This is a genomic window from Flavobacterium sp. S87F.05.LMB.W.Kidney.N (assembly GCF_004366435.1).
Lineage (GTDB): Bacteria > Bacteroidota > Bacteroidia > Flavobacteriales > Flavobacteriaceae > Flavobacterium.
Window position 1 is genome coordinate 16309 of the sequence record NZ_SODX01000005.1, and the last position, 18876, is coordinate 35184.

The 18876-nt window shown below is 32.8% G+C and carries 17 protein-coding genes, 1 tRNA gene and 1 pseudogene; 9 read left to right on the plus strand and 10 right to left on the minus strand.

Annotated features, from left to right (window positions below):
- Nucleotides 1–39: 39 nt before the first annotated feature.
- The gene (locus EDB96_RS15680; protein WP_243839359.1) at nt 40–834 is read right to left on the minus strand and encodes an SDR family oxidoreductase; all 795 of its coding nucleotides are present in this window, start codon (nt 832–834) and stop codon (nt 40–42) included.
- 123 nt (nt 835–957) lie between these two features.
- On the opposite strand from EDB96_RS15680, the gene EDB96_RS15685 reads away from it, so the two are divergent.
- Both EDB96_RS15685 and EDB96_RS15690 read left to right on the plus strand, forming a co-directional pair.
- The gene (locus EDB96_RS15685; protein WP_057116291.1) at nt 958–1332 is read left to right on the plus strand and encodes a winged helix-turn-helix transcriptional regulator; all 375 of its coding nucleotides are present in this window, start codon (nt 958–960) and stop codon (nt 1330–1332) included.
- Between the two features lie 457 nt (nt 1333–1789).
- Nucleotides 1790–3004, plus strand: a complete 1215-nt coding sequence (locus EDB96_RS15690) for a condensation domain-containing protein (RefSeq protein WP_134141842.1) — start codon at nt 1790–1792, stop codon at nt 3002–3004.
- A 617-nt stretch (nt 3005–3621) separates the two neighbouring features.
- Here the strand turns inward: EDB96_RS15690 and EDB96_RS15700 are convergent.
- The 9 genes and pseudogenes from EDB96_RS15700 to EDB96_RS15740 form a co-directional block, all read right to left on the minus strand.
- Nucleotides 3622–5340 (minus strand): FAD/NAD(P)-binding protein, encoded by a 1719-nt coding sequence (locus EDB96_RS15700; protein ID WP_057116289.1) that lies wholly within the window; start codon nt 5338–5340, stop codon nt 3622–3624.
- Between the two features lie 1059 nt (nt 5341–6399).
- Complete coding sequence (locus EDB96_RS15705) at nt 6400–7530, minus strand: hypothetical protein (protein ID WP_134141843.1); 1131 nt, start codon at nt 7528–7530, stop codon at nt 6400–6402.
- Nucleotides 7520–8563: a hypothetical protein gene (locus EDB96_RS15710; protein ID WP_134141844.1), complete on the minus strand. Its 1044-nt coding sequence runs from the start codon at nt 8561–8563 to the stop codon at nt 7520–7522. Before EDB96_RS15710 ends, EDB96_RS15705 begins: the two co-directional genes overlap by 11 nt.
- Nucleotides 8564–8659: 96 nt before the next feature.
- The gene (locus tag EDB96_RS15715) at nt 8660–9439 is read right to left on the minus strand and encodes a hypothetical protein (protein WP_134141845.1); all 780 of its coding nucleotides are present in this window, start codon (nt 9437–9439) and stop codon (nt 8660–8662) included.
- A 702-nt stretch (nt 9440–10141) separates the two neighbouring features.
- A tRNA-Tyr gene (locus EDB96_RS15720) sits at nt 10142–10225 on the minus strand.
- A gap of 466 nt (nt 10226–10691) precedes the next feature.
- Nucleotides 10692–11078: pseudogene (locus EDB96_RS15725) on the minus strand (TlpA family protein disulfide reductase); the annotation flags it as partial.
- A gap of 18 nt (nt 11079–11096) precedes the next feature.
- On the minus strand, nt 11097–11858 hold the full coding sequence (locus EDB96_RS15730; protein ID WP_134141848.1) for a DUF4369 domain-containing protein: 762 nt from the start codon (nt 11856–11858) through the stop codon (nt 11097–11099).
- A gap of 261 nt (nt 11859–12119) precedes the next feature.
- Nucleotides 12120–12560 carry a KTSC domain-containing protein gene (locus EDB96_RS15735; RefSeq protein WP_057116261.1) on the minus strand — a complete coding sequence of 147 codons (441 nt, stop codon included), beginning with the start codon at nt 12558–12560 and terminating at the stop codon, nt 12120–12122.
- A gap of 386 nt (nt 12561–12946) precedes the next feature.
- The gene (locus EDB96_RS15740; RefSeq protein ID WP_057116260.1) at nt 12947–13192 is read right to left on the minus strand and encodes a hypothetical protein; all 246 of its coding nucleotides are present in this window, start codon (nt 13190–13192) and stop codon (nt 12947–12949) included.
- 86 nt (nt 13193–13278) lie between these two features.
- Here EDB96_RS15740 and EDB96_RS15745 point away from each other — a divergent pair, with 86 nt between their 5' ends.
- From EDB96_RS15745 to EDB96_RS15770, 7 genes are all read left to right on the plus strand, one after another.
- Complete coding sequence (locus tag EDB96_RS15745; protein ID WP_134141850.1) at nt 13279–13821, plus strand: hypothetical protein; 543 nt, start codon at nt 13279–13281, stop codon at nt 13819–13821.
- Nucleotides 13821–13967 (plus strand): hypothetical protein, encoded by a 147-nt coding sequence (locus EDB96_RS21085; protein ID WP_095931643.1) that lies wholly within the window; start codon nt 13821–13823, stop codon nt 13965–13967. The genes EDB96_RS15745 and EDB96_RS21085 overlap by 1 nt, the downstream gene beginning before the upstream one ends.
- Nucleotides 13968–14057: 90 nt before the next feature.
- A complete protein-coding gene (locus tag EDB96_RS15750) occupies nt 14058–14291 on the plus strand; it encodes a hypothetical protein (RefSeq protein ID WP_057116258.1) in 234 nt (77 codons plus the stop codon).
- Nucleotides 14263–14661, plus strand: a complete 399-nt coding sequence (locus EDB96_RS15755; RefSeq protein ID WP_243839360.1) for a YchJ family protein — start codon at nt 14263–14265, stop codon at nt 14659–14661. Before EDB96_RS15750 ends, EDB96_RS15755 begins: the two co-directional genes overlap by 29 nt.
- 106 nt (nt 14662–14767) lie before the next feature.
- Nucleotides 14768–15886, plus strand: a complete 1119-nt coding sequence (locus EDB96_RS15760) for a vWA domain-containing protein (protein WP_134141851.1) — start codon at nt 14768–14770, stop codon at nt 15884–15886.
- A 146-nt stretch (nt 15887–16032) separates the two neighbouring features.
- On the plus strand, nt 16033–17496 hold the full coding sequence (locus EDB96_RS15765) for an AAA family ATPase (protein ID WP_134141852.1): 1464 nt from the start codon (nt 16033–16035) through the stop codon (nt 17494–17496).
- Nucleotides 17497–17600: 104 nt separating this feature from the next.
- Nucleotides 17601–18455 (plus strand): DMT family transporter, encoded by an 855-nt coding sequence (locus EDB96_RS15770; protein WP_134141854.1) that lies wholly within the window; start codon nt 17601–17603, stop codon nt 18453–18455.
- Nucleotides 18456–18876: the final 421 nt, after the last annotated feature.

Consider the following 18876-nt stretch of genomic DNA (forward strand, 5'->3'; position numbering starts at 1 on the left):
GACCTCTTCTTTCAAGGTAACTATTACATATATTAAAAATCAAACCGTTGGAATTGTTCCACCATCGATTACATATTCTGTTCCTGTCAGGTAACCTGCTCTGGGTGATACCAAAAATCCAATGAGTTCAGCGACTTCTTCCGGTTTGGCTGGTCTTCCGTAAGGGATACCTCCCAAAGCTGCCATTACACCTTTTTCAGCCTCTTCTATAGATATATTACTGCTTTCAGAAATGCGCTCCATCATGCGTATTGATGCTTCGGTCATAATCCATCCTGGAGAAACGGTCAATACACGTACACCTTTTGGAGATACTTCTTTCGATAATCCTTTGCTGTAATTAATAAGTCCGGCCTTTGCGGCAGCATACGGCAGCGTGGAATCATACAAAGGAAGTTTTCCCTGAATAGATGCTATATGGATTATTACCCCGCTTTTACCTTCAAGCATTTTTGGAAGAACTGCCTTATCCAGACGAACTGGTGCCAGTAAGTTGGCTTGTATTGTTTCTTCCCAATCTGTATTGGTTAATGCAGCAAATCCTCCGCCAGGAGTTTCAGAACCTCCCAGATTGTTTACAAGGATATCTAACTTACCGAATCTCTCCAATACTTCAGAAGCAACTTTGGCAGCAGCTTCTGGTTTGCTTAAATCTGCAGGAATGAAATGCAGCTCTTTATCTGGTGTTTCAGGTTGGTTTCTTGCGCTGATAACTACCGTAGCACCGGCATTTTTTAAACGTTCGGCTATCGCTCTGCCAGCCCCTTTTGTACCTCCTGTCACAAGCGCAATTTTGCCTGATAACTCGTTTTGATAATCTATTATTTGTTTCATGATAATTTCTTTTGTACAAATTTCAGAAGTATGCAACTTTCTCACAAGTACGGAATTACGATTCAGATAGGGATAAATTTTTCCCCTATTGCACAAATCGTAACATACTATTACTTTTACAATATGTATGAAAGAAAAACAATACCGAACTTAAACTGCGGACTTGACCTGATAGGGGAAGTATTATATGGTAAATGGAAAATACGCCTGCTTTGGTTTATTAACGAAGGCCATAAGAGACCAAGTGAATTGCAACGTAAAATACCAGACGCTTCACGCAGGGTGCTGAACATCCAGTTGAACGAATTGGAAGAACATGAGCTCGTTGTTAGGAAAATATATCCTGTAGTGCCGCCAAAAGTAGAATACAGTCTCACTAAATTTGGCGAGAGTTTAATTCCAGTTATAGGTGCTTTAGGCCAATGGGGTGATCAGAATCAAGAGAGACTGAAGTCTTTAATTATTAAAAAATTTCCCGGAGCAGCCGATACGGAATAAATTAAGAATCTCTAAATTAATTTTGTTTAGCTAAAATTTATACTCTTTTATTCTTTTTTTTGGATTTCCAATTCCTCTACAAATTGCCGTTTCTCTTTTCCTATACTTCTATTAATACATAAATTTTCTGTGCTGTCTATTTGTACAATTATTATAACAACAGCATTTGCAATTCCTTTATTATATTATTCTAAATAATTACAAATATCCCGAGTTGGTAGTTTTGACAATTCCTAATGCTCTGCACTTTACGTATGATGCCTGACTTTGTCCTCTGTCACACCAAATCTAATAAAGGGAAAAATCTACAATAATAACTGCAGTATATCCATTTTTAGAGAATCGGTCTTTACTGAATTTTGCTGCGGAGAATGAAAACGGTCATGTTGATTATTATTAATCACACGAGATACAGAATCATTCTCTAAGAATCAGTAAAAATTAAAAACTATTAGAAATGACAAAACATCAAAACCGCACATTGGGTGCATTTGAAAAAACATTCTGGCTGTTGGATCAGATTGATTCTAAGGACTTTGCTTTGGCAGCAGAAGTAGAAGGAAGAGAATCGGCTGATGCATGGAGACTGGCCGTTGATCAGGTTCAGAAGAGACATCCCAACCTTTCAGCAAGAATTAGAATGGATGAATTTAAAAGACCTTTTATCGAACATGTTGACTCCCTAGTCATTCCACTGAAGGTCATAGAAATCGATAACAGTTTTAAATGGGAGGAAGTAGTCGAAAAGGAATTAGCAACACGATTTAATACTGAAGAGGGCCCTCTTTTTAGAGTGATTGTATTACAAAAACCTGAAGATACTGTATTGATTTTAGCAGCCAATCATACATTAGCCGATGGATCTTCACTTATGTATTTATTCAGGGATTTACTGGAGGCAGTTACAGGCCAGATTCCGCTGGTATTAGCACCGCAAAAATCTAACGATGAAACACTTGGACTTCCTGAGGATACTGCTGTTGAAGATAACGAAACTTCAATATATATATTTAAAAAACCTGATGCTGTTTCTCCTAAAGTTGAAAGTAGTAAGTTTTCAAGCGAGCATACATCACAGCTTATAGAAAGATCAAGACTGGAGCAAACAACGGTGCATGGTGCAATTTGCGCTGCTGTGGTTATTGCAGGAAGAAAACTTCGCCAAGAGTGGGATGACAAAAAAATTGAATTAATTTCTCCTATCTGCACACGAAAAGCGCTTCAATTAGATGATAACTGCGGATTGAATATTACGACTCATCCCGTTTATTTTGAGCCTGAAGAAAAGCAATCTTTTTGGGATATAGCCAGATTGGCAAAATCAGGTCTCAATGGAACAGAAACAAAAGAACATGTAGAGAATTATCTTGGTTTTTTCAGAACGCTGACTTTCAACAGTGCAGATATCCAAAAAATGGTAGATGTATTAAAAGAAGCATTCAATCACCAAATAATGGTTACTAATCTGGTAAAGGTGAAATATAAAACTGATTTTGGAAAGCTCAAACTTAAATCTGTATATGGTCCAATGGTTCGTTCAGGAAAGGGCTTGGAGCAGACTATTGGGGCGATCAGTACCAACGGCAATCTTTGTCTTACAAATACCAGCGACACACCTATTGCAGGTTTATTAGAAGAAATGCAGATGCTTATAGCGGAAGCCTGCAAATAGTATTCGGACAATCTAAGATAATTTAATTTTAAAGAAACACCATATGATGCATAGATGTATTGTATGGTGTTATTTATATGAACATACCTGATAACAATTTTGATGTTTTTAAAGAATTAGTACATTGATAAAAATAATTACGAATTGAAATTTATTAAAATTACCAAAAACATAAGAGAAGTTTAATCTTTTGAGAGTTAGTTTTAAAATTAACCTATTGCATTCGTTTTTTAATTAATTCTTCATCAGGAGAAAAAAAACTCTAAAAGTTTCGAACCTAAACTTGTTAGACCTTTGTTTTATTGGATTTCTAGTTTTTAAAAGAGAGTGTGCCACGATTCTGCCACAAATCTCTGATTGCTTAAATGGAACTGTATTTACGCTGGTTAGATAGGTACGAAAAGCAGGATGACGAAAATAAGCCAATTGGTTTAATAATATTTGCAGAAAGCAGCGGGAGCAAATTGAATTACTTGAAATAAGAATGTAAGCTTTGTAAAATTGATCATTTTGAATAAGAAAGGCAGGTATATATACATTATTTTGTCTTGACTAATTTTATATATTTACACCTGAGTTTTCTGCTGTTTTTTTCTTTTCTTAATAATTAAAAACTGTTAATTATCAGATAAAATAGATTCGACAATTAATTTTGAAGCTGCTTCACAGAAATCCAAACCAGAATAGTCTGGATTAAATCCTCCGATATAAGGTACTGCCATAATGTAAATATTTTCATTGTATGCGCCATACTGATCAATAATTTGAAAATTATCGTTCATCGCAATACCCGATACATTTAAAAAGTAATTTCCCTGCGAATCTTTCTCGACAGAACTTCCTGTTTCTAGTGCTTTAGCTGCTGTTTCGTGAGATTTAAACTTTAATCTGGCGGGACTTATCAATTTTTGCGAAAGCAGACTTTTAAATGGAAAATCTTCGTACGATAAATGAGGCTGGCCAATGCAGTCGATAAAAGTATTGTAGTAAACAGCTTGTAAATTTTCATTTTCGTCATTGTACTTGTAAAGTATACCTCCGCCATTTTGAGGTTCTACAGAACTATTATGATTTACTGCAGCAATATCCAGAACCCCTGCATGGTGTAAAGAAAGTAATTCGCTGCAGGATTTCTGCGGTACAAATGCAATTACAATAGAAATCAAAGGCATGAGTACTTTTTGTAATCGCTGCATATCTTCTGCCGAAAGATATTTTGCAGGATGGTTCATAGCAAAACTTAATACCGCCAGCATTTCTTTCCAATATACTGACTCCTGTCTTTTTATTGATTTTTCGGCCTGTATATATTCTGCTTTTAAAAGCTGGAACGGATCCAGACGTTCCCTGAGTTCCATCATTTCTTCAACAAATTCCTCTATTGACAGCTCTTTAATACGATCATAAAAGTCAGGATCTTTTTCTCGGAAAATTTCTTTAAAATTATTTTTAAAAATAAAATCAAGCGATAAAAAGCCGTCGTTATATTTTCGATGTTCGTCTATCTCTTCTCTGGTCAGCAATGAATCATTGGACAAATGAGAATCTTCTAAATGAAAACGCACCGCAGGAAGCATGCCGCTTCTGGAATGAATAACCATTTTAAAATCTGGACTCTCTGCTGCTTTTTCAAAACGAATAGTTCCATCAGCCTCTTTAATAAATTTTCCGTTACTGCGGGCTAAAGTCCTAATGGCATCAATTGCAGTAAGAGAAGATCCTCTTATTGCTACGGCATGATTCAAATGCACTGCCAATTTTGCGGGAGGATATGGCGAATCAAAATAACCTTTTACTTTTCCTTCATATCGTATTGGCCAATGATGACCGGTACAAATTACCGCATAATCAAAAACTGCTTTATCATCTGTAGTTTCTATGGTGACATTATTGTACTCTTTATTGTAAATAATGTCCAGAACATTAGTCTGATAATGTATAGTGGTAAGAATTCCTTTTACAGAAGCGATTTGCTGCAGAAGCTCGAATTGTGAAGAAAGATAATATCCAAATAAAATTCGCGGTAATACTTTGTATTCATTAAACTTATTGGGATTTATATCGAATTTATCCAATAATTCGGCAGGAGCAGTCTGTAGCCACTCTTCGATCGAATTGACAATTTCAGGAATTTCATTATCCGAGACATTGGTAACATGTTCTTCATTGGCGCCTTCGGTGCTGTACGGCATACCTGCTCCAAGCATGCTTTTTCTTTCAAAAATGGTAACCTCGAGATCAGTACTTCCAGATTCAACTAATCTTTTATAAAGAAAAAGGCCGCTTGGACCGCCTCCGAGAATTGCAATCTTCTTTTTAGATGTATTTTTCGGCATGTTTAAATTTTTAAACAAATATAATCTCCTTTAATATAGAAGTTTTACAGAATTAGCAACCAGTTGTTTTAAAATTCAGCTCTCTAAATCAGCTGATTATTTATTTCACAATCTAAATCATCCAGCCGACTTGATGCCTTCTGAGATTGTTTCCTCTTATTATAAATGAGAAGAGACCTGGGTCTGTGTAAATTAAATTTTTCATTATAAACATTATTAGGAATAAATCAAGATCTGAACTATTAAATGAGTGTTTAATGTTGTTGAGAATCTATCATTTCTTTGATTAGGTCATGAAAAGCTTAGGCTGGTGAAGGAATAATTGGCTGGACAGGAAAGCCTTATTAACTATGTTTTGCAGAAAAAGAGGTTCCTTAATGAATTATTAAACACTAGTAAATATTAGGTTTTATATGCTGATTTAAGAGTAGGCACATAAAAAAAAGTATACGTCGATTTTTTATCAAATTCCTTAGACAAATATTAGGTTAATTTCTGTGACCGAAGATCAGAAAGACAATCTTTTTCATAAAATCCAGAATAATTTTGATAGTTAATAATATTAGAATCTAAATTGGGCAAGAGTTAGTTTTGCCATAGAAATTTTGAGCAGTTTTAAAAAATCTGAATAGCAGTATATAATAAAAAAGCCTGTAAATCGTAAGATTTGCAGGCTTTACCACGTTTGTTATGGGTTTTTGAAAAGATTAAAAAACTTTCGTTTTGGCTTCTTTTACCCTTTTGGTGGGGAGAGCAGGATTCGAACTATATGAGTTCAAGTCCCGTCTTTGCTACGTTTTTATAAATGTCTTATACCTCAATGCACCGATTCTGCACCCAAATTGTATATTATTTATTCAATATTTACTTGTATAAGTAATAGGAAACCAACGAATTAATAATGAGTAATATTATTCTTTTTTTTGTGATACAAATATATTTAAAATACTGTAACCTCTATTGATTTATTTGCACTTTTAATTATACAAAATTTGAGGGTTAAGCGTTTAGTCGCAAAAAAAAAGGTATCAACTCCAGTTTCAGATTTTCAACAATCTGCTATTTAAAATATTGTATTTTTCTCTCCATTTTAGCTGTTACTTCATTTTTATTCCCTTCTAAATACATCTTACATTTAATCCAGTTTTTATGATTATCGTATTCATATTCATAATATCTGTTTGCTGGCTGATTTATTTCATCTTCACTAATAAAATTGACTTCCACTAAATCGTTATTTTCATTATAGTTGAAAACCATGTCATCACTTGGGTAGGGATAAGTTTGTTGACCTGTAATATGTATTTTTTGAATATAGGTATTGGTAGAGTCGTAAGTATAAATTGCAGTAAGGAATATTCCTAAATAGTTACTCCAAGTTGCCTTGGCGATTTTGCTTTTGTCATCGTAATAACATTTAAATTTAGTGTCACAAGCATAATGAAATTTATTGTCTGAATTAGTGTCGCGATACGGGCTTGTGTTCTTTGAATCAAAATTACATTCTGTTAGGTTTCCTTTCGAATCGTATTTAAATGTCTTTACTACCAGTAGTTCGTTTTCAGAAGGTGATTTAAATACTTTTTGTTCAGGTTTAGGTTTATAATAAATCTTTTCTTCAATAATTTTATTTCCTTCAGTTTTATATTGATATTGAAACTGCCTTAGATCTCTATATCGATCTTGATATTGATTTAGTGCTATATTTGCGCTGTCTAGTTTGGCTATTTTATAATCTTGGTCAATTTTAAATCTATTTTCAATAGCAAAATTTGTCTGGATTTGTAAATCCAAATCAATGGATAATGGTTTTGAAATGCTTTGGTAAGGCAAAAAATCTTTCTTTAAAATATAGTCTTTGTCATCATATTCATATTTATATAATTTTCCCACCGGACGATCTTCATAACCTTTGGTTCTAAGAGTAATTGCTTTTTGTATAGGAAGTCCTTCTTTGTTAAATTCATAAGAATCATCATTAGCAATATCGTTTTCAAATAAAACACGGTATTTTACTAGTGGTGTAATGTTTTGTTTGTAAAAGGAATAAAATGTATTTACGGTCTTCACAGGGCCGTTTAAATTTAACGATCTGTTTACTTTTAATTTGTTTTCCTGAGCAGTGCAAAGGCTACAGTATATCAATGCAAAAACTGCAATAACTTTTTTAACATCCAATTTAATTCCCATAATATGAAATTTTTCTTTTTATACTTTTAATCACCTCGTCCTGCATGGAATTGTATCTAAGTTTACATTTTATCCAGTTGTTATGACTATCATACTCATACTCGTAAAAGACTTTTTCTTGTTTTTGCAAATTATCATTTATATACTCACACGCTATGATATCCGCATTTTTGTTATAATAAAATTTAGCTTTTTTATATTTATGACCAAAACCAGCCTCGTAAAATATTTCAACCTCAGTAACGTAATTTTCGGTAGGATGATATTTGTATTTCAGTTCTATACGTGGCTCTTGAACTTCCTGAGATTCTGCAGCATACATTTCAGTTACTTTAATTAAGCGATTTTTAACATCATATTCATACATCCATTTTTCATGCGCCCCATCTTTCTCCGTAGTATAATTATTTTCCTTGTATGGTCCTTCATAAAATAAACGCTGCTGTACCAAATTGCCTTTTAGATCATAAATGTATTTTTTGGTTTGGTATAGCTTAGTTTCAATTATCTTATTAGAATCATCTTTGTCTACAAAATATTCTTTTTCATCAGTTATTTTACCGTTTTTGCCGAAATTATATTTATACGCAAAATCCGAGTCTGAATATTTAAAACAGTTAGACCTCTTAAATGTAATTTTATTCACATTTTGCATATTTAAATTAACCATTCCCGTCCAATCGGGTACTCGATACACCTTTTTATCCAATTCATATTTGAAATTATTTTGGAGGTTTTTTTGGTCATATACTAATGAATCGTGAAAATGTCTTGATATCAAACCATATTTATTAAATTCATATGATTCGTATGAGTTTTGGCGTAATATTACTATATCTGTGATATCATCTATTTCATATGCTGTGAGATCTTCTTTGTAAAAGGTACGGCCATAAACGACTGATTTGACCGAATCATTTAAATTTAAACGATACAAATCTTTATTAATTCCATTTTGATTATTGGTTTTAAGCTGTGAAAAGCAGTTTAGCGAAAGGGAAAGAAATAGTAGTAGGATTTTTATTTTATGCATTTTAAGTAATATTTATATTCGACCTGGCTTGGTTAACTTATTGATGTATTTGGACTTTAAAATAATATTAGACATTTATATGGACCGCTATACAAATCAACCTTTTTGGGTGCCTGACACTTTAGATAATTGTGCCAAATGTTCTTGAATTTTAGAGACAACAGTATTGCAATTTTTAATAGCCGACAAATAATATAGGATTCCAACCATACTGCTTGTGGCATCAACGGTAGTTTCTACTTTTTTTAAAGCATCTGTTTCGTTGCCAACAGCCGTTATTTTTGTATAGGTTTCAACTATATACGGTTGTGTTCTTCTCAATTCCAGTATTGCGCTATCAAGCTTAGTACCCATAACATTAAATGCCAATCCCATTTTAGTGTAAATCCTTTTGACTTCTTCAATATTATTTGCTTTAGCAGCAGCGTCAAGTTCGGTTGCTTTCTTTTGCAACGATTGAGAAAGCAATTCAGATTTTTTGACAAAAACATTTCCATGAGCTATCAAAGCTTCATATTTTTCCTTTGGATACACTTCGTTAAATGACGGTTCACTATTTACTTTAGTTTCCGATCCCAGATTTTCGGTAGTACTATTTTTGTTTTTTTGAAGTTCAACTGAAATATCACTGAATACATCAAGCAAATTTTTATCTGTGGAAGTACTTTGAGTTAAAGAAGTACTATTCGGATTAGCGTAATTATCGTCTATTATGGTTTGACAGACTTTTTCAATTGCAGCTAATGTCTCTAGTTTGGATTTAGTGGTTTGTGTAGTTTTATTTTTTTCAATTGTTCCATTTTGGCCATAATTCACAGTAATACAAAGGAATAGTATGTAGGTGAGTTCTTTTTTACCAACTAGTTTTAATCTCATAAGTATTTTAGTTATGGATAGATTTTTTTGGGTTTTCAATTCTATAAATATATACATTATTACACTGGTGTCCACTAAAAAAGAAAATAAGTTCTTCTAAATTATTGTACATCTGTATCTTAATAGTCATTTTTGAGCGTGACGATTTGAAATGATTATTATGTTCGTAAATCAATATTATGAATACGAAATAAATCAATTTCTGGCATCGGTTGAACAACAAGTAATATATAAGACAGTAGTATGTCAGTAATGTTTCGAACTTGAGCCTTCAAATTGTTTTAATACAGTATTATAAGTTCTTGTTAAATCTAAATGCATCGACTGTGCACCCAGTTTAACTCTATCATCATAAGAAAAGCTATTATTTAATTGCCTGCTGATTCTGAAACTCTTCGATCGTTAAGTTTTCGAGTGCAGAATGTCTTCTGCAAAAAAGGTATCAACTCCCATTTAGGGTTTACATCCTTATTTTTAGCACTTCAGATAAATACTGCCTAAGCTTTTAGTCGCAAAAAAGGTATCAACTCCAGCCGGAAAGTGCACCGGTTCTGCACCTTTAATTTTGTGAGCATTTATAAATATTGAAAACAGGCCATAAAGCAAAAAAGCCAGTAAATCATCGGATTTACTGGCTTTGAGACATTTTTAAGGCTTTTTGAAAATATTGAAAACTTTAAGTTTTCCGGCTTTTCGGCCTTTTGGTGGGGAGAGCAGGATTCGAACCTGCGAAGTTCACACAGCAGATTTACAGTCTGCCCTCGTTGGCCGCTTGAGTATCTCCCCTCAGCTTTGTATTGTTGTGCTTTGTTGTTCTAAGCGGTTGCAAAGATAGCAACGTTTTCTACATTTGCAAACAAAAAAAGCACTTAATTTTAAGTTATTTTAAAGTTATTTTTTAATTCATTGGAAGTGAATAAAATAAAAAAAGCTTAATTGGGACTTTTTTTTTATTTATTCAATAAAATAGGATTATTCTTAATGTGTGATTGCCGTTTTTTTATGTTTTACAGCATAGATTTAAATTTATAATTACTGATTTTCCTCATAAATCAAGAGTAAAGTTGATCAAAAATTCTGTTTTGTTTATTAGTGTTGACTTTTAAAAAAAACACAAACATATTTAATATGCAGATCGTTTTCTAAGGGCTGATTAATTAAAACTGTTGCTATTTTTAATGAGTTTTCAATATTGGGTATAAAACAAAAAAATCTCCACGAGGGAGATTTTTTATTTATTCTGAAAATGCTATTATTTAGCTAAAAGCTCTACAATTTTTGCTTCCAATTCTGGACCTCTTAAGTCTTGAGCAACCACTTTTCCTGAGGCATCAAGAATAAAAGTTGCAGGAATAGATTCAACATTATATTGTTTTGCAATTGGCTCGTCCCAAAATTTTAGGTTTGAAACGTGTGTCCAAGTTAAGCCATCTTTTGCAATCGCTTCTTTCCATTTTGCAGCATCTTTATCTAAAGACACTCCAATAATATTTAATCCTTTTGGGTGCAATTTTTTATACATTGCTACAACATTAGGATTTTCTTGTCTGCATGGTCCACACCATGAAGCCCAGAAATCTACGATTGTTACTTTACCTAAACTTTGTTTCAGTGAAACTACTTTTCCTTCTGGATTAGGAGCCGAAAAATCTGCTCTTCATTTAGCACTGCCCACTGGTGCAGCTGTAGCTCCAACAGATGGCATTTTTGCTTGGCCAAATCTAGTTTTGATTTCTTTTCCAGGAGTAGTATTTTTCAAAGACTCATCTAAAGAATTGTAAAGGCTTTCTAATTTTTTAGTATCAGCTGTTGGATCATTCAATAAATTTTGAATAAGAATAGCTGAGATATATGATTTTGGATGAGTTTCAGCATAAGTATAATATTTCTTTTTGCTGTTTTCTCCAACTTCTTTCTGGATTTCCATGTATTGTTTCATCAAGCTGTTGATAACTGCTGTATCTTGAGCTTGCTGTGCTTGCTGCATTTTTTGATTATTCTTTTTCTGAAAATCAATTAAGCTTTTTTGAGTTTTTGTAATATCTTCAATGAAAGATACATACTCATCATTATTGTAAGTTCCAGAAACTTTAGATTTTTGGATGCTGTCTTTATCAATTGTAACTTTAATTTCACCTGATTCAAGAATCAATGGAATAGGACCATTAGCTCCTTGTAAAATCAAAGTATGGAAAGCTGGTTCAGTTACTTTTCCTTTTATTTCAAATTTTCCATTTTCAACTTTTACTGTATCAAGAGAAACTGGCATTCTTGTAGCAGGATCTGCACCTTGTAAAATAATAGTTTTCCCGTTTTCAATCCCCGTAGCTGTACCTGTAATAAGGTATTCTCCATCTTTAACTTTGCTGCAAGAAATGATAGCTGCAGAAGCTGTAAGTACAAAAAGTATTTTTTTCATTATAAAAAATTAATTAGTTAATTGATTTGTGCAACAAAAGTATCTAAAATTATAAAACATACAGAATTTTGTAACCTAAAATTTTGTTATAGTTTTTTTAGTCTTAAAACCCATTGAATCAGTGTGTTTGTTGGCTTAATTTGATTTAAAACTCTTAACTAGAAACTAATTTTAAATCTTAATAATCAAATTTTTAATTTTTTGACATAAAAAAAGCGCTCGTTTAATAGAGCGCTTTTTTGTAAATATAGTGTTTAAAAACTATTCTTGATTTGTTTTCTTTCTCCAAGTAAAAGAGTTTAAGATATGTCTTTTTGCAAATCTTCCAGGAGAATCAGCATTTACCATTTTAACGTAAGTTGCTTTAGGAACACTAATGTATTCGTAAACGCTTCCGTTAGAAAAGTCAATGATTAAACGACCTTCAACAAATTTATAATCTGTAATTGTACAAGTTGAAATTGTTTCTGTGTACTCAGGTAAATTAAGTTTAATAGTATCAGGGTGAATGCTTACTAAAAAGTGGTAAGCTTCGATGATAGTTTTACTTTTTTCTTCAGCAGCTTTTAGACCAGCGTCATCTCCTTGAAATTTATCAGGATGCGCTTCTTTCATTGCATTACGATAAATTGTTTTTAACTCTTTTAACTCTGCAGTTTTTTCTACGTTTAGTAACTTGCGGTATTCAACTATTTTTTTCATAAATAAAAGGTAACTACTTGTCTATTAGTTTGAAATCGATATTAATTAGTTCAAATCGACAAATTTTTTGCAAAGGTACACTTTTTTTTAACTTTTTAGTTTTGATGTACAAAATATTGAGAAAAGTAACTATAAGTTTATTTAACCGCAAAGGAAGCTAAGATTTTTTAAACACAAAGTTCACCAAGAATTACGCAAAGAACGCTAAGATTTTTATTTAAACATTATTTACAAAAGCAAAGTTCGCAATGCCTTGCATAAAAAAAGCTTTGCGAACTCTGTGTTTATAAACGTTCCTTTAGATAAAAAAAAAACTTTGCGTTCTCTGCGTTAAAAATTAAACGTTCCAACCTGAAACCTGAAACCTGAAACCTGAAACAAAAGAACTATTCCGGCTTATGATTAGCCTTATCGAAGTTTCTTGATTTTTTGGGATATTTATTGTAGCTGATATCGCTTGGATTTTCGATAATTGACTTTATAGTAATCCAATCGCCTACATTAAAGTTTGATTGAACCATTTTATAATCTAAAAGATATTCGCCGCAGAAATAATTATTGTTTTCATCTTTTTCTATAATACCTGTAAAAACTCCTTTTTGCGGCATTTTTTGTTGTGAATCTTTAGACATCTTTTTTTATTTTGAAATTACGAAGCAAAGGTAAGCAATTAATGTTTGTTTTAGGGAGTTCCATACAATCTGAGTATATTTGCAGCATGCAGAAAAACTTTAAGCCACATCCTAATTCTTTTAAAAATACATTTTGTGCCTTTAAGGAAGTGCTTCCAAATGAAATTGAAGGTTTAAAAAAGCAATTTGAAAGTAAAGCAGGAAGTTCCTATTATTATACAGAAGCGGGAATGTACCGCGTTTCCAATCATTGGGGAAGATTGGCAAACAGTAAATGGCGTCTAATAGCCAGAGAACCTGAAACAGAATCGAAAACTAAGATTGGTTTTGCTAAATGGGAAGAATTTTACCCAGATAATGCCGAAGAAAAACTGTATTACATAAAAGCCGATTTCGAAAAGAATCTTGCCAATTATGAGCATAAACAGAACCTAGAATATGATGGTAAAGCAGTGCTGCGAACAAGTTTTGAAACGACCAAAAGATTGAAACAAATAAGAAATTTGCAGCAATTAACTTCTTGGGCAAAGCATTTTGATTATGATGATATTGATGAATTGCGAAAACAGATTATCAACGAATTAATTTTTACGGAGAAAACGTTGGAACAAATTAAAAGAGAAATATAATGGGACGCAATAACGAACGCAATATCAAGAAACACAATGATAAATTGCACAAAGCCCAAGCAAAAGCAAAGCAAGCCGAAATAGCTCGTAAAGAAAAGCTAAAGGAAATTGTAAAGAAATTTAACGAAAGTAAAAACGAAGAGTAAATAAGTTTTTAAATTTCAGGTTTCAGGTTTCAAGTTAACGTTTGGAACATGAAACCTGAAACTTGAAACAAAATAAAAACAAAAAAATATATGAATAGTAAATTCGAAACCTTAAAAGCGAGCGTACAAGAAATTATCGATTTGATCGCTGCAAAAAATGATAGAGAAGCAAACAATAAATTATTGGAAGTAAGCGAAACACTAGATGAAATGATTGATTTTGCTGAAGAAGATGAGGAAGTAAGAGAAATCACTCGTTATCAGGTTTTGTTGAATCAGCTTCATGTAAAAATTAATGGAGAAGAACCAGTCGATGGAGAATAAAATATGCTTCTGCGATACCGGTTTATTGTTTGAAAACTGCTGCGGATTGTATTTAGATACTAGTCAAAAAGCTCCATCTGCATTGGCATTAATGCGTTCGAGATATTCGGCATACGCTTCTCATAATGCAGATTATCTTTTAGAAACAACTTATAGTTCAGAAAGAAAATATTATTCAAAACCTGAAATTTTGAGATGGGCAGTTTCTAATAAATGGCAGAAACTAGAAATTTTGAGTTTTACAGAAAACACAGTTGAATTCAAAGCATACTTTTTAGATTCAAATAATAAACCACAAGTACATTATGAGTTTTCTACTTTTAAGTTCGAAAATGGATCTTGGTACTACGTAGACGGAAAGTTTGAATAATTAATACATCTAACATTGTTAATTGTAGTTTTTGATTAAATATTTTAACTAAAAATTAATAAACGATTCGTTTTTCATAATTCTAAAAAGACGTAATTTTAGATTTATGAAAAACGAATTTAAAAAAGGCTTTTACTTTAAGACTTACGAAGCTCCTTTTCAGTCTCCGTTTGACAAACTTTTTACTATTTTTAAAGAGTTGATCACCCATACTTCCGGCGATTTTGACGAAGCTATAAACTGGCTTCGGGAACTGGACAATGAATACAAACTTACCGACGAAAATTATACTATCGACGATTTTATCGAGGATCTTAAGAAAAGAGGATACATCAGAGATGAAGTTAAAGACGATGGAAGTCCTGGATTAGGAATAACTGCAAAAACCGAAAGAGCCATTAGACAACAGGCTTTAGATCAGATTTTTGGTAATTTGAAGCGTTCAGGAAGCGGTAATCATAAAACGAAACATGCCGGAAATGGAGATGAACACACAGGAGAATTCCGTGAGTTTAATTTTGGAGATGGTTTAGAAAGAATTTCTTTGACCGAAAGTCTTCGAAATGCACAGATCAATAATGGGGTGGAAAGTTTTATGCTCACCGAAAATGATTTGGTTGTCGAAGAAACGCAGTACAAAGCACAGATGAGTACAGTTTTGATGATCGATATCAGTCACAGCATGATTTTATACGGCGAAGACCGAATTACGCCTGCGAAAAAAGTGGCCATGGCTCTTGCTGAATTAATTACGACAAGATATCCAAAAGATACACTCGATATTTTAGTTTTTGGAAATGATGCCTGGACGATTCCAATTAAAGATTTACCGTATTTGCAAGTTGGACCTTATCACACCAATACAGTTGCAGGTTTGCAGCTGGCAATGGACATCCTTCGCAGAAAACGAAATACCAACAAGCAGATTTTCATGATTACCGATGGAAAACCAAGCTGTGTTCGCGAGCGCGATGGTTCGTATTACATGAATAGTAATGGTCTTGACGAATATATTGTGGATAAATGCTACACGCAGGCGCAGCAGGCAAGAAAACTGCATATTCCGATCACGACTTTTATGATTGCCAAAGATCCGTATTTACAGCGTTTTGTAAATCAGTTTACAGAAGCAAATCAGGGAAAAGCATTTTATACCGGGCTGAAAGGTTTGGGTGAAATGATTTTTGAAGATTATGAAACGAATAGGAAGAAAAGAATTAAATAAAGGGGCAAAGGTTCAGAGGAACAAAGGTTCAAAGTTTTTTTCTGTAGAGACGCACAGCAGTGCGTCTATGTAGGTTCAAAGGTTTCTTTGACAAAAAAAATATAACGCTCACCAAATCAATAATAAACAATCTATATTTCAATAAAATGGAAATAAATAATATAAAGACTTTAGGTCAATTAAAAGCCGCTGGATATAAAAGTACAAGCATTAAAGATGAATTGCGAAATAATCTTCGTGAAAAAATAAAATCTGGAAAACCTGTTTTTGAAGGCGTTCATGGTTTTGAAAATACTGTAATTCCAGAATTAGAGCGCGCAATTTTATCACGCCATAATATTAATTTACTCGGACTTCGCGGACAGGCAAAAACTCGTTTGGCACGTAAAATGATCGAATTATTAGATGAATATATTCCGTTTGTATCGGGTTCAGAAATTAATGACGATCCGTTAAATCCGATTTCTCGTTTTGCTAAAGATTTAATTGAAGAAAAAGGAGAAGACACACCAATTTCTTGGCTGCATAGAAGTGATCGTTTCTTCGAAAAGTTAGCAACTCCAGACGTAACCGTTGCCGATTTAATTGGAGACGTAGATCCAATAAAGGCGGCAAATTTAAAATTGTCTTATGCAGACGACCGCGTAATTCACTTCGGAATGATTCCGAGAGCGAACCGCTGTATTTTTGTAATCAACGAATTACCCGATTTACAGGCAAGAATTCAAGTTGCTTTATTCAATATCCTTCAAGAAGGCGACATACAAATTAGAGGTTTTAAAGTTAGGATGCCTCTGGATATGCAGTTTGTTTTCACGGCAAATCCAGAAGATTATACCAATAGAGGAAGTATAGTAACACCTTTAAAAGACAGAATTGGATCTCAGATTTTAACGCACTATCCTGAGAATATTGCTATTGCAAGAACTATTACAGAACAGGAATCTAAATTGGATCAAAACCAAACGGATATTGTTTATGTACCGAGTTTAGCCAGAGATATTTTAGAACAAATAAGTTTTGAAGCCCGAGAAAGCGAATTCATAGATAATAAAAGCGGAGTAAGTGCCAGAATGAGTATAACGGCTTTTGAAAATTTAATAAGCACCGCAGAACGTCGTGCATTGATTTCTGGAGTTGATAAAACAACACTGCGTTTATCTGATTTTATCGGAATCATTCCAGCGATTACAGGAAAAGTAGAATTGGTTTACGAAGGCGAGCAGGAGGGAGCAGATGTTGTAGCCGAAAGTCTTATTGGTTCAGCGATCAGAACTTTGTTTCCAGAATATTTTCCTAAAATTGAAAAATTAGAAAAACCAGACGAAAAAACGCCATATTCTGACGTCGTAGAATGGTTTTTTGCCGAAAGTGGTTTCGAATTATTAGACGATGCTTCAGACGCTGAGTATAAAAGTATTCTGGATGAAGTCACTCCATTAGATGAATTATTAAAAAAATACCAGCCTCAATTGGCAAAAGAAGATCAATACTTTATGAAAGAATTTGTTTTGTGGGGATTGGTTGAATATAGAAAATTAAGCAAAGACAGATTTGCAAAAGGAAATCAGTTTAGAGATATTTACGGGAGTTATATCAGCAAATTTTAAAAAGATTTTTTCTTTGAAATTCTATCTGGTCTAATCGGTTTTTTAAAACCGGTTGGACCTTTTTATTTTGGAATAGATTACTTTTACAATCCAAATATAAATCTATGTTATTCCTTATTTTAAGCATTTTATGCAGCGTTATTGTGGGTGTTGTATTCAAAATTTCAAGAAAATACAATGCAAATCCCTCTCAGATCATTTCATTCAATTATATAACAGCCATTACTCTCTGCTATTTTACTTTTGGCCCAGACCTTCAAACATTAGATAATAATGCACCTTTAGGAATTTATACAGCAGTCGGAATTTTACTTCCAATTGTGTTTTTATTTTTGGCAATTTCCATTCGATTTATGGGAATTGCAAAAACAGATGCCGCCCAGCGATTATCACTTTTTATTCCCATTTTAGCAGCCTGGCTTTTGTTTAATGAGTCATTTAACACTTATAAAGTTATTGGTGTTTTAATTGGTTTTGCTGCACTTTTATTTATTCTTAGAAAACAGTCTGACAATAATGACAACAAATGGATTTATCCAGCATTGGTATTATTCGGTTTTGGACTTGTAGATATACTTTTTAAGAAAATTGCTTTGTATACGGCAGTTCCTTATACAACATCTTTGTTTTTGGTTTTTCTAATTTCGTTTGCTGTTTCGGTGTTTGTCGTGCTTTATAAAGTAATCTTTTCAAAAGAAAAATTAGAACTTAAAAATATTCCTTTCGGAATGCTGGTTGGAGTTTTTAATTTCGGAAATATTTTATTCTACTTAAAAGCTCATAAAGCATTTGCCGAAAATCCGTCGACGGTTTTTGCAGGAATGAATATGGGGGTTATTATTCTTGGAACTATAATTGGCGCTTATTTCTTTAAAGAAAAGCTGTCTAAAACCAATATTTTTGGCTTGTTTCTGGCTTTAATTGCTATCGTTTTTATATTTATTTCACAATTGCAGTAAATTTTTTTAGGTGTTAATCCTTTAATTTACAGTTGATTTAATGTTATGTTTTCAATTGATTGAAAATAAACTCGACTAATTCTATAGAATTTATAAATATATTTTTGTAGATTTGCTTCAACAATGAAAAACTATAGCCGAAATATGAAAACGTTTTTTCCATGCAGCTTTGCGATGTGCTGCATGATGAACCGCGTTTTGAAATGGCGTTAATAGAGAAAGTACTTGTTAGTTATTTTTTTTTTAGCCTTTCATTGCACCATGAAAGGCTTTTTTTTGAATTATTTAAAAAATGAAATATGAGAACCAATAGAAATATAAATATTTTGATGCGCTGCTGTTTAATAAAAATTCCGTGTTGCATGTAGCAGAAGGAATAAAGCAGATAAAAATCTTCTTGAAGAAGATATAACTTAAAAAG